Origin of the sequence: Vreelandella hamiltonii, assembly GCF_014651795.1 — a bacterium.
Lineage (GTDB): Bacteria > Pseudomonadota > Gammaproteobacteria > Pseudomonadales > Halomonadaceae > Vreelandella > Vreelandella hamiltonii.
In genome coordinates this window covers 65,850-77,625 of record NZ_BMXO01000021.1, presented here as the reverse complement: position 1 = coordinate 77,625, position 11,776 = coordinate 65,850, and the positions used below count along the sequence as shown (strand labels likewise).

Below are 11,776 nucleotides of genomic sequence, written 5' to 3'. Positions count from 1 at the left end.
GCCGGCGGATGAAGTTACTACACCCTGAACTGGTGCAGCCCGCCTACCGGAAGAACTCGCTGTGGAGTCCAAGCTACTTTGCGGGAAGTGTCGGAGGCGCCCCCCCTGAGCATGGTCAAGCAGTATATTGAGCAACAATCGAGGCCGGACCAGGGGCGCTCTCGCGCCCCTCGCTATCCATCCTCGCACTAGAATGTTCGATAACCACTTCTCCAGGCGCAGCACACGACTGATCCAGGCGTTGAAGTGTCGCCACCAGCCTCCGGGCTCTTCACTCAGCACCGCCAGTTGCCCTTCCTGCTGCCACTGCCAGACCAGCTGCCCTTGCGCATCCAGCGACACCTTCAGTGCTTGCCAGGCAGAGGCGTCAGCCTGATGATTCACGCGCAGCTTCCGCTTGCTGCTTCTGGCGACGTTTGGCCCGGTACCAGCGCAGCGTGGCAATGGTCAGCGCCACGCCCACCATGGCCGCCAGCACGCCCCCCTGCCAGGGCCGGGCGGCGTCGCCCATCACGGTTTCCAGGGTGATAATGAGCGTTAGCCCCAACGCCTGTGAGCCAATCGCCAGGGCGCGCAGGCGGTCAAAGGAAGTTTGCGACATCGACCTCTCCATGATGTGTTGCATGCATGATATGGTGAATCAGTGTAACTGCTTAATGGACAAACTGATGAATGCCATTGCACTTGGTCCGCTGCTAATCTCGACGCCACGTCTCTACGCCTTGGGTGTGGCGCTCATGCTGCTGGTGAGCAGCCGTTATCTGCTGGGGCTGAGTAGCCAGCAGCACACGCGCTGGTTCAACGGCTTGCTGCTGGTATGGCTGGTCGGCGCTCGTGCCGTGTTCGTCATTCTACACTGGGAGAGCTACAGTCAGGCACCGCTGGATGCCCTCAAGCTGTGGCAGCCGGGTTTCAATGCCCTTGGCGGCCTGGTAGCGGGCCTGATATGGACCGCCTGGGCACTGCGTGAACGGCTGCTGGCCATGCTTGGCGGCCTGGCCATGACCGTGGGCGCGGCCAGCCTGTGGCTGGTCCTGGTCACTCTGGCGCCGCTGGGGCCCACCTTTGCGGTGGCCTCCGTGCCGGACATCACCCTGGAAGACCTGGACGGCAACCCGGTGAATCTGGCCGCCCTGGATACGCAAGGTAACCTGCTGATGGTCAACCTGTGGGCCACCTGGTGCCCGCCCTGCCTCCGCGAAATGCCGCTGCTGGAAGCCGCGGACCAGCGGGAGGGTGTCAGCGTGGTGGTGGTCAACCAGGGCGAAGACCTGCTGCCCATCGTGCGCTACCTGGATGAACAGCAGCTGGTGTTTCGTTATGCACTGCGCGACCCCCGACAGCAGCTGATGGCGGAGTTCGCGGCCCCCGGCCTGCCCACGACCGTACTGTTCGACGCCCAGGGGCGTACCCTGGACGTGCATGTGGGTGAACTCACCCGTGCTCACCTGGAGCGCTGGCTGAACGATTGACCATGATAGCCCTTAATCCCCTCGCTGCTTTGCGTTAGAATCCCCCGCCCTGTCTGCCACCGAGGCTCATTCCGGTGGCGAGCGACCCGATTTTGACGACTTCCTCGAGGCATCATGAGCGATTTTTCTCCCGGCCAGCGCTGGATTAGCGACGGCGAGGCCGAGCTTGGGCTTGGCACCGTGCTTAACTGCGACGCCCGTAGCGTTACCATCTTGTTCAGTGCCAGCCAGGAAACCCGCACCTACAACACCCGCCAGGCGCCCCTCACCCGAGTCATGTTCGGCAGCGGTGACCGGGTCCTGTCAGCCGACGGCTGGCAGATGATCGTGGACGACAGCAAAGAGAGCCGTGGCCTGATCACCTATATCGGTGAAGACAGCGACGGCAACCTGCGCGAACTGCCCGAAGCACGCCTGGCCGACACCATGCAGTTCGACCAGGCCCGTGACCGCCTGCTGACCGGCCAGGTCGATCGCAACGACTGGTTCGACCTGCGTTTTCGTACCCTGCATCACTTTCAGCGTATTGAACAGCACAGCGCCCTGGGGTTTGCCGGGCCGCGCATCGACCTGATTCCCCACCAACTCTATATTGCCGACGAAGTCGCACGCCGCCACGCCCCCAGGGTGCTGCTGGCCGATGAAGTGGGGCTTGGCAAGACCATTGAAGCAGGCTTGATCCTCCATCGCCTGCTGTTGGCAGGCCGCGTAGAGCGCGCGCTGATTCTGGTACCCGACAGCCTGACCCACCAGTGGCTGGTGGAGCTGTTGCGCCGCTTCTCGCTGAGCGTCACGCTGCTCGACGAGCATCAGAGCCAGGCCCACGGCAGCGCCAATCCGTTCGAGAGCGCCCAGCTGGTGCTGGCCAGCCAGGGCTGGCTGTTTGCCAATCGTCACCGTCAGGAGCAGGCCCTGGCCAGCCGCTTCGACCTGCTGATCGTCGACGAGGCGCATCACCTGGATTGGCATCCGGAGACCAGCGGCCCCGGCTACCTGTGCGTGGAGCAGCTGGCCGCCGAGATTCCCGGCCTGCTGCTGCTCACCGCCACCCCCGAGCAGATGGGCCAGGAGAGCCACTTTGCCCGGCTACGCCTGCTGGACCCGGAGCGCTACCACGACATCGAGCGCTTCAAGGATGAAGAGCAGCACTACGTCGCCGTGGCCAGCGCCATCGATGCGCTGGAAGAACTTCCCCAGACACCCAGCGCCCGCGAGCGCGTGGCCACCATCGCCGACGACCGCGACAGCCAGGCCCTGCTGGCGACGCTGTGCAACGCCGAGGCCAGCTCTGAACAGCAGGACGCGGCCCGAGCCCAACTGCGCGATGCGCTGCTCGACCGTCACGGCACCGGGCGCGTCATGTTCCGCAACAGCCGACGCCACGTGGGCGGCTTCCCGGAGCGGCGGCTGCACCTGACCAAGCTGGAGCTGCCCTCCGCCTATCGCCGAGTGCTGCGCCGCCTGGAGCGCGACGAGGACTATCTGGACGAGCTGCTCATCGAAACCGGCATGGACCACCCGGACGTACTGATCTACCCGGATGCCATGTACCGCGAGCTGAGCAATGACCCGCTGAACGGTGAACCCTGGTGGCATATCGACCCCCGGGTCAACTGGCTGCTGGAAAAGCTCAGCGACGACAGCGAAGACGGTTTTGCCAACGACAAGGTGCTGGTCATTGCCCACCACCGCGAGACCGCCGAAGGGCTGGCCGAAGGCCTGCGTGTGCTGGGCGGCTACCAGGCGCCAGTCTTCCACGAAGGGCTGTCGCTGGTGGAGCGCGACCGCGCCGCTGCCGCCTTCGCCGACGAGGAAGATGGCTGCCAGGTGCTGGTGTGCTCCGAGATCGGCTCCGAAGGCCGCAACTTCCAGTTCTGTCGTCATCTGGTGATGTTCGACATGCCCCAGCACCCGGACCAGCTGGAGCAGCGGATTGGCCGCCTCGACCGGATTGGCCAACACCACGCCATCGAGCTGCACGTGCCCAGCTTCATCGGCAGCCCGGGGGAACGGCTACAGCGCTGGTACGACGAAGGCATGGCCGCTTTCAGCGCCCCCCACGGCATTGGCAGCGACCTGTTCGACGCCTTTGGCGACGCGCTGGCCGATGCGCTGCTCGACGATGAAGCGCTCACCGAGATCATCGACGAAACCCACGCAATGTTCACCGCCAAACTGGCCGAGCGCGACGCGGGCCGCAACCGGTTGCTGGAGCTGAACGCCTGCCGCCCGACCCAGGCGCAACAGGTCATTGATGCGGTACGTGAGCTGGATGAAGACCCGGCACTGCCCCGCTACGTGGAGCGTGCGCTGGATGTCTTTGGGGTCGATAGCCAGGAAATTGGCAATGGCCTGCTGCACCTGCAGCCCAGCCAGCACATGCTGGACGGACTGCCGGGGCTGGTCAAAGGGGAAGAGGGTTTCTCTGCTACCTATAGCCGTGGCCAGGCCCTGGCGCGGGATGACGTGCAACGCCTCTCCTGGGAGCACACGCTGCTGCGCGAGATGATGGGCCGCATTCTGGATGGCACCATGGGTAATACCGCCCTGGCGCTGCTGCGCCATCCGGCCATTCCCAGCGGACGACTGATGGCCGAGCTGATCTTCCGCACCCACTGCCCTGCGCCTAAAGTGCTGCACCTGAACCGCTTTTTGCCCCCCACGGCCGTTCGGGTGCTGCTGGATGAGTCCGGTGCCAATCTGACCAGCAAGATCTCCTTTACCGGACTGGGCAAAAACCTGCAGAAGGTCAACAAGTCGCTGGCCCGAGACCTGATCAAGAGCCGTCATGACCAGTTGCGGGACCTGCTGACTCAGGGGGAGAGCGAGGCCGAACGGGAGCTACCCAGCATCGTGGAAGCCGCCGAGACGCGCATGCGTGCTCAGCTGGATGCCGAGCTGGCCCGCCTGACGGCGTTGGCAGAGCACAACCCGGCAGTGCGCAGCGAGGAGCTGGAAGCCCTCAAGCAGGAGCGCCGGGCGCTCAGCGATGCCATCGAAAACACTCGCCTGCGGCTCGACTCGGCGCGGGTCATCATCACCGTTGACCCGAACGCCTAGAGAACGCCTAGCCCAGCGGCTTGCTGGCGGCTAGAAAATGGCCACCAGCGCTTTCGATAGCGTCGGGTACTGAAAGCTGAATCCCTCCTCGAGCAGTCGTGCCGGTCGCATATCCGCGCCGGTCAATAGCAGCTGTGACATCTCGCCGAAGCCCGCCTTCAGCACGAAGGCAGGTACCGGGAAAATGGCGGGACGATGCAGTTGCCTGGCCAGCGCCTGGGTGAATTCGGCGTTGGTCACCGGGTGCGGTGCGCTGCCGTTGAAAACGCCCGACAGACCAGAGCCGTTGATCAAGAAGATAATGGCAGCCACCAGGTCGTCTCGATGGACCCAGGGCATGAACTGCTGACCATCGCCGAACCGCCCACCCAGCCCTAGCTTGAAAGGCGGCACCATTTTTTGCAGGGTGCCGCCGCCTGCCGCAAGCACCAGGCCTATGCGCAGAATGGCCAACCGAACCCCCAAAGCTTCCACCGGCTTGGCAGCGGCTTCCCACTGGGCACACAGCCGATGGGCAAACTCATCGTGGGGCGGGGTAGCCTCATTCACGACTTTGCTGCCCTGATCGCCGTAATACCCCATGGCCGAGCCACTGACCAGGACCGCAGGCAACGGCTGTCCGTTGGCCGCCAACTGCTCGCACAGCGCCACCAGCTGCTGGGTGCTGTCGACCCGCGAGCGAATCAGCCGCTCCTTTTGCTCGGCGCTCCAACGTTTGGCGGCTATCGACTCCCCTGCCAGGTTCACCAGCGCATCGGGGGGCGTATCGATAAATGCCTGCGCGCTGTCGCGAATATCACACTCGGGGGGCAGCTTTCCGCGTACCTTGTGGGGCGTGCGCGACACCACCTGCACGTCGTGCCCTTGGGCAATCAGCTGTGGACATAACCGCTGCCCCACGAATCCGCTGCCGCCGGTAATCAGTACTCGCATGGTATTCCCTCCTGAAGCTGGATAGCCCCTGCACTCCATCACCTATCCATGATCTATCCATCACCTATGGCAAAACGCCGTCGCTGGGTGCAGCGGGCGAGCCGACCATCCGTATTGCAACTTTTTAAATTGCACGACATCTATACATAATTGCTACAATAGAATCACTCTTCAACATGATGTCCACTTCGCGAGCCGCCATGCCCCAACACCTTGCTGCCCCCCTGTGCTGACTCCACACGACGCCGTGGCCATTATTGGCGCAGGCATATCAGGACTGGCCTGCGCCCACCTGCTGGCACAGCAAGGCGTAACGGTCAGCCTATTCAACAAGGCGCGAGGGCCGCACCGCGGCGACGCTTGATCTGGGCGCTCAGGCATTTACCGTGCGCGATGCCGACTTCGCCCAACAGCTCACCCAGTGGCAGCACGCAGGCTGCGTGGCCTCTTGGCCGACGTGCACTTATCAGGCTAGTGCATCCGGTTGGCAAACACACGATGACGGCCAGTTGCGTTATACCGGGGCTCCGCGCATGAGTGCGCTGACTCGGTATCTGATAGACGCCATCGCTCTTCATGCACACACGGCCCTCCTTTCGGAACCGCGTATCGTCGCGCTCGAAGCGGGTGGCGGATGGCGGATGGCATTTGAAAGACGCTGCAGGAAACCATCATGGGGCCTTCAGCCGCGTCGTCATCATCGCTGGCGATACGCCCAACCCGCCAAGCCAAACGGATAGGGATACCTATACAGCCAGCAAGGTATCGCACTATGCGGTGACAGCTGGAAAGGCAGCCGCGTCGAGGCTGCCTGGTTATCCGGCAATGGGCTGGGCAGGGCCTTAATAGGCCGGTCGGTCTAATGAATACCACGACAGGAGTACAGGAGCATGGAAGCCACAGAGGTTGTACCTAGCCGCCACAAGTTGTACAAAGGTGCCTATAATAGCGTGACGCTATCTCAGCGATTATCGGCTCATCGACGTAGCGACACGGCAATTACAGACAGACCCCTGCAATACCTGTTGCAGGCAACCAAGAGGCAATGGCGCCCATGAGCAACAAGGCGACCCACCCACCCGATACTCCGCTCTATCCGATTCGGGAAGTTTCCCGTCTGACGGGTGTGAACTCGGTCACCCTGCGCGCCTGGGAGCGACGCTACGGCTTGATTCGTCCGCAACGCACGCCAAAAGGGCACCGGCTTTACGCACAGGATGACATCAGTCGCATCGAACGTATTCTGCAATGGCTCAACCGTGGCGTGCCGGTCAGTCAGGTCGCCGACCTGCTGGACCAGCCGGAAACCGTGGAAACCCCCGCGCTGGATGCCGGCGACTGGGCCAGCCAACGGCAGCAGCTGCAAGCCATCATTGAGGCGGTCGACCTGCCGCAGCTCGAGGCGCTGTACCACCAAAGTCTGGCGCTCTACCCGCTCAGCGTGGCCATCAACGAGCTCTGGCAACCGGTCATCTTGAGCCTGGAAGCCAAATGGGCCGCTCAGCCGGACGACCTGGTGCGGCGCACTTTAGAATCCTTCCTGCGTAGCCAGGTGGGCATTCGCCTGCACTATGCCAACCAGGCTACCCGCGGCCCGCTGCTGCTGCTGAGCGCCATGCCTGATGACCCGGGCCCGCTCTGGGTGCTGATGTGTGCGCTGATGGCCAGCGAACAGGGCTACCGTGTACAGCTGCTCGACCATTCGCTGGCACTGGAAGATCTGCCCCAGGCAGTATCGCGCCTGCACTCTTCCATGGTGTTGCTCTCCAGCGGTCAGCGCGAAAACGACCACTACATTCGGGTCGACCTGCCCAAGGCGGCCGAGCGTTTGGGCGTACCGATCGGCGTGTGCGGCGAAGTCGCCCGGCTGCGTGAAACAGAGCTGCGCGACGGCCCGGTACACATGCTGGGCGATGACCTGCCTCAGGCCGTGGCGCGTTTGCGCCCGCTGCTACGCGAGTCAGGTATTCTTTAGCACTCAACAGGACACGCCACGGGAGTGCGCATGGATCTGCAGTTGGTTTGGCTACGCAGTGACCTGCGTATTCACGATAATTCTGCCTTGGCGGCGGCTGCCGCCAAAGGCCCGGTGGTGGCCGTCTTTTTACGCAGCGTAAAGCAGTGGCGCGCCCATGGTCACGGCGCTAACAAGCTCGATTTCTGGGCACGCGGTGTGCATTCCCTCAAGGAGTCCTTGAGCGGTCTCAACATCCCGCTATTGCATCGCGATATCGATAGCTTCGATGAAGCCCCCGATGTGCTGCTCGCGCTAGCTCAAGAGCACGGCGTAAAGCAGCTGCACTTCAATTACGAGTACCCGCTGAACGAACAGCGCCGTGACCAGGCCGTCCTGAAAGCCTTCAAACACGCGGGTATTACGGCACAGGGCCACCACGATGCCATTGCCTTTGCGCCAGGCAGCCTGCTGACCGGCAAGGGCGATTACTATGGCGTGTTCACCCCCTTCGCCAAGGCGTGGCACAAGCAGGTAACTCAGGAGCAGCTGGCACTACGCGATACGCCTCAGGCGCAATCGCCTCTGGACCTGCCCAGTGATCCACTGCTCGCCCTCCCCGAGCTCGAGGACTCCCCCGTGGATGGCCGCCAATGGCCTGCAGGCGAAAACGCGGCCAGCGATCACCTGGAGCGCTTTCTACGCTTTCGCGGGCGGCACTACCAACGACAGCGCGACTTCCCCAACGTACGTGGTACCAGTGAGCTTTCGCCTTACCTGGCGCTGGGCATGATCTCGTATCGCCAATGTTTACAAGCCGTGATGAGCGAAAACGAGGGGCATCTGGCGGACGGGGACGCCGGACTCACCACTTGGGTCAGCGAGCTGATCTGGCGAGAGTTTTACCAGCATGTGGCCGTGGGCTTTCCTCAGGTGTGCCGGCACCAACCCTTTCAGGAGCATACCCGCGATCTGGCTTGGCGTGACGACGATGAGGGGTTTGCAGCCTGGTGCGAAGGGCGCACTGGCTACCCCATCGTGGATGCGGCCATGCGCCAATTGGTGACGACCGGCTGGATGCACAACCGACTGCGCATGGTCACCGCCATGTTCTTGAGCAAGCATTTATTGATCGACTGGCGGCGTGGGGAAGCCTTTTTCATGCGCCATCTGGTCGATGGCGAATTTTGCGCCAACAACGGTGGCTGGCAGTGGGCGGCCTCCACGGGCACGGACGCTGCGCCCTACTTCCGTATCTTCAACCCCACCACCCAGTCAACGCGTTTCGACCCTGAAGGGGCCTTCATCGCCCACTGGCTACCAGAGCTGGCTTCCTTGCCCGCCAAGGCGCGTCATGCGCCACCACAGGACATGCTGAACCCGGTGGACTACCCGGCTCCCATCGTCGATCACAAGGCCGCCCGTCAACGTGCCCTGGACGCCTTCAAGGCCTTGTCGAAGTAGGCCAGATAAAAACCATACGAGGCATATACTGAAGAAGTTGTTTTCAACGATCCGCTCCATCACATTGAGGGTAGGCAAGCACTGGAACGCTATTTCGCCCTGGGTTCGTGAAGCCCCCTCTCACGGATCGCAACGACTTCCCCATGCCCATGCAGGTCAGTGCGGACGAGGCGGCCAGCGCCATCATTGCCGTGTTCGCGCTGCTGGGGCATCAGCACTTACATGCGCCGCTATCAACCCAGCGTCGTGAGCTGATCAGTTGGCCCCTTCCGCCAAGGGTGGCGGCAACCAGCGCTGCTCCAGCTCAGCGGCAGAGAGCGGCTTGGCAAAATAGAACCCTTGCACCAGGGTACAGCCCGCCTTGATCAGAAACTGGCACTGCGCCTGGGTTTCGACGCCTTCCGCGACGACGTCGAGCCCCATCCCCGCCGCCATGGCAAGAACGGCTGTGACGATTGCAGCATCGGCCTGATCATGGGGCAGATCGCGAATGAAGGCGCGGTCCAGTTTGATCTTGTCTACCGGCAGCCGTTTCAGGTAACCCAGCGACGAATAGCCCGTGCCGAAATCGTCAATGGCAATGGCATACCCCTGATCGCGTAACGCCTGCAATCGCGGCCCCATGTCACCGGCACGCTCGTCGAGCAGCACCGACTCGGTCAGCTCCAGGCCGATGTGGGCAGGCTTTAGCTGATAGCGCTCCAGGCAGGTCGCCAACTGCGTTTCCAGATCGCCCTGAAACAGCTGCAGTGCCGAAATATTGATCCACACCGTGACCTTGGGCATGCCGCTGTTCTGCCAATGGGCCTGCTGCGCGCAGGCTTTCTCGATGACCCAACTGCCCAGCTCGGCCATCAGGCCGTGGCGCTCGGCCAACGGAATGAAGTCTCCTGGTGAAATCATGCCGTCTTGCGGGTGGCGCCAACGCAGCAGCGCTTCCATGCCCATCAGCTCGCCGGTACCGGGATGATGCTGGGTCTGGTAGTGCAGCTCCAGCTGGTCTCCCGAGATCAGCGCCGCGCGCAGGTCACTCACCAACGCCAGTTGAGGGTTGTCCTGCTTGTCGAGCGCCGGCCGGAAACGCTGGCTATGGTTACGCCCCAGCCGCTTGGCGCTGTACAGCGCAGACTCCAGACGCTGGAACAGTACGCCGGAATCACGGCCATCTTCGGGTGCCCGGCAGCTACCGATGGTGAGCCCCAGGCGCAGCGACTGGTCGTTGATTTCAAAGGGGCGACCCATATGGTCGCGCAACGTCATGACCCACTTGTCATGGTCATCGAAGGTGGTGGTGCGAATGACCATGAACTCATCGCCACCTAGCCGACCCACGACACTGCCGGCCATGTAACTGGTCAAACGCTGCGCAAAGCGTGCCAGCAGGCGGTCCCCCTGCTCTACGCCCAGGCTGTCGTTGACCGATTTCAAGCCGTCTATATCGATCAGCGCAATATCCAGGCTCTCTCCCGCACGCAGGTGATGCAAGCGAGAGGCCATCAGGTCATGCAGGCGGCGGCGATTGGGCAGTCCGGTCAGGGGGTCTTCATAACCGATGCGGCGCAGGTCGCGCTCGCGGGCCTTCTGCGCCGAAATATCGGTAAACAGACTGATGAAATGGGTGATATTGCCGCGACGGTCGGTGACGGCACGCACCTTCAGCCATTCGGGGTACTCGTCGCCATGCTTGCGGCGGTTCCACATCTCGCCTTCCCAACGCCCGGTAGCCTTCAGCGTACTCCAGAAATTCTGATAGAAGGCTTTGTCGTGGCGCGGTGCGGCGAGGGTTTCCAGCTTGCGACCGACCATTTCCTGGCTTTCGTAGCCAGTAATGTCGGTAAAGGCGGGATTGACCATCAACACGCGATTCTGAACATCGCTAATCACGATCGCGTCTCCCGCCAATCCCATGGCATCCAGGGAAAGACGCAAACGAAGGCGCTGCTGACGCACCTGATTCCAGGCATCCCACAAGCCCAGCGAGACCAGGCTGGCCGCGACCATGCGCAGCGCGGCATCCGGGATCCAGACACAGGCAGGCAGCGCAGTCAGCGCCACCCAGACCAAAGGACGATTCATCGAGACAGGCAGCCACATGGCGTTTCTTGTTGTCCTATTCAGCAGTCACTACGTCGGCAACGGTATGGATGACATCATGCCGCCTTACCCCACCCCTGGATAGATCATATTACGTGAAGCATCCGTTGATTAGGCAATTTCGCGCATGGAGTGCCGCATCCGTACGCGACCATGGTCGTCATTGGCAGTCACGATGCGCCTTAAAAACACAGGATAAGACGCCTGCGGCGTGCATTCAGCGGTTTCGGGAAGTAGACTAGGCGCAACCACCATTTTTGACTTTCGGAACGATTCAGTGACCAAGCAACATTCCTTTGATCGCGAAGAACTGCTGGCCTGCTCACGCGGCGAGCTGTTTGGCCCTGGCAACGCACAGCTGCCTGCCCCCAACATGCTGATGCTTGACCGCATCATTCACATCCATGAAGAGGGCGGTGAGCACGGCAAGGGCGAATTGATCGCCGAGCTGGATATCACCCCTGACCTGTGGTTCTTTGACTGCCACTTCCCGGGCGACCCGGTCATGCCCGGCTGCCTGGGCCTGGATGCCATGTGGCAGCTGGTCGGTTTCTACCTCGGTTGGCTGGGTCACCCTGGCCGGGGCCGTGCCCTGGGCTGTGGCGACGTCAAGTTCAGCGGGCAGATTCTGCCCGATGCGAAAAAGGTAACGTACCGGATCAACGTGAAGCGCATCATTACCCGTCGGCTCATTCTGGGTATTGCCGATGGCACCGTATCCGTTGACGGGCGCGACATCTACCAGGCCAATGACCTGCGCGTTGGCCTATTCACCTCCACTGCGAATTTTTAACAGGAG

General features: G+C 62.3%; 9 protein-coding genes and 1 pseudogene. 7 read left to right on the top strand and 3 right to left on the bottom strand.

The genetic code is table 11. The annotated features are described in order from the left end of the window. Positions 1 to 192: pseudogene (locus IE061_RS17120) on the top strand (transposase); the annotation flags it as partial. A 175-nt stretch (positions 193 to 367) separates the two neighbouring features. Here the strand turns inward: IE061_RS17120 and IE061_RS17115 are convergent. Continuing rightward, on the bottom strand, positions 368 to 601 hold the full coding sequence (locus tag IE061_RS17115; protein ID WP_016915758.1) for a hypothetical protein: 234 nt from the start codon (positions 599 to 601) through the stop codon (positions 368 to 370). Between the two features lie 67 nt (positions 602 to 668). On the opposite strand from IE061_RS17115, the gene IE061_RS17110 reads away from it, so the two are divergent. Then, positions 669 to 1,472: a TlpA disulfide reductase family protein gene (locus IE061_RS17110; protein WP_193462140.1), complete on the top strand. Its 804-nt coding sequence runs from the start codon at positions 669 to 671 to the stop codon at positions 1,470 to 1,472. 114 nt (positions 1,473 to 1,586) lie between these two features. Further along, positions 1,587 to 4,532: an RNA polymerase-associated protein RapA gene (rapA, locus tag IE061_RS17105; RefSeq protein WP_193462139.1), complete on the top strand. Its 2,946-nt coding sequence runs from the start codon at positions 1,587 to 1,589 to the stop codon at positions 4,530 to 4,532. Positions 4,533 to 4,562: 30 nt separating this feature from the next. Here the strand turns inward: rapA and IE061_RS17100 are convergent, their stop codons facing one another. Then, complete coding sequence (locus IE061_RS17100; RefSeq protein ID WP_193462138.1) at positions 4,563 to 5,465, bottom strand: TIGR01777 family oxidoreductase; 903 nt, start codon at positions 5,463 to 5,465, stop codon at positions 4,563 to 4,565. A 226-nt stretch (positions 5,466 to 5,691) separates the two neighbouring features. Here IE061_RS17100 and IE061_RS18140 point away from each other — a divergent pair, with 226 nt between their 5' ends. The 3 genes from IE061_RS18140 to phrB all read left to right on the top strand — a co-directional run bounded on the left by IE061_RS18140 (position 5,692) and on the right by phrB (position 8,883). Next, positions 5,692 to 5,829 carry an FAD-dependent oxidoreductase gene (locus IE061_RS18140; protein ID WP_308429569.1) on the top strand — a complete coding sequence of 46 codons (138 nt, stop codon included), beginning with the start codon at positions 5,692 to 5,694 and terminating at the stop codon, positions 5,827 to 5,829. Positions 5,830 to 6,519: 690 nt separating this feature from the next. Then, positions 6,520 to 7,440, top strand: a complete 921-nt coding sequence (locus IE061_RS17090) for a MerR family transcriptional regulator (RefSeq protein WP_193462137.1) — start codon at positions 6,520 to 6,522, stop codon at positions 7,438 to 7,440. 30 nt (positions 7,441 to 7,470) lie between these two features. Continuing rightward, positions 7,471 to 8,883, top strand: coding sequence for a deoxyribodipyrimidine photo-lyase (gene phrB, locus IE061_RS17085; RefSeq protein WP_193462136.1), 1,413 nt, complete (start codon positions 7,471 to 7,473; stop codon positions 8,881 to 8,883). Positions 8,884 to 9,138: 255 nt separating this feature from the next. Here the strand turns inward: phrB and IE061_RS17080 are convergent, their stop codons facing one another. Beyond that, a complete protein-coding gene (locus IE061_RS17080; RefSeq protein WP_193462135.1) occupies positions 9,139 to 10,977 on the bottom strand; it encodes a putative bifunctional diguanylate cyclase/phosphodiesterase in 1,839 nt (612 codons plus the stop codon). Between the two features lie 277 nt (positions 10,978 to 11,254). On the opposite strand from IE061_RS17080, the gene fabA reads away from it, so the two are divergent. Beyond that, the gene (gene fabA / locus IE061_RS17075; RefSeq protein WP_016915744.1) at positions 11,255 to 11,770 is read left to right on the top strand and encodes a 3-hydroxyacyl-[acyl-carrier-protein] dehydratase FabA; all 516 of its coding nucleotides are present in this window, start codon (positions 11,255 to 11,257) and stop codon (positions 11,768 to 11,770) included. Positions 11,771 to 11,776: the final 6 nt, after the last annotated feature.

Coding starts and splice junctions, on each gene's coding strand:
- rapA (WP_193462139.1), top strand. CDS start 1,587: ATGAGCGATTTTTCTCCCGGCCAGCGCTGGATTAGCGACGGCGAGGCC.
- IE061_RS17110 (WP_193462140.1), top strand. CDS start 669: ATGAATGCCATTGCACTTGGTCCGCTGCTAATCTCGACGCCACGTCTC.
- IE061_RS17100 (WP_193462138.1), bottom strand. CDS start 5,465: ATGCGAGTACTGATTACCGGCGGCAGCGGATTCGTGGGGCAGCGGTTA.
- phrB (WP_193462136.1), top strand. CDS start 7,471: ATGGATCTGCAGTTGGTTTGGCTACGCAGTGACCTGCGTATTCACGAT.
- IE061_RS17115 (WP_016915758.1), bottom strand. CDS start 601: ATGTCGCAAACTTCCTTTGACCGCCTGCGCGCCCTGGCGATTGGCTCA.
- IE061_RS17080 (WP_193462135.1), bottom strand. CDS start 10,977: ATGTGGCTGCCTGTCTCGATGAATCGTCCTTTGGTCTGGGTGGCGCTG.
- IE061_RS17090 (WP_193462137.1), top strand. CDS start 6,520: ATGAGCAACAAGGCGACCCACCCACCCGATACTCCGCTCTATCCGATT.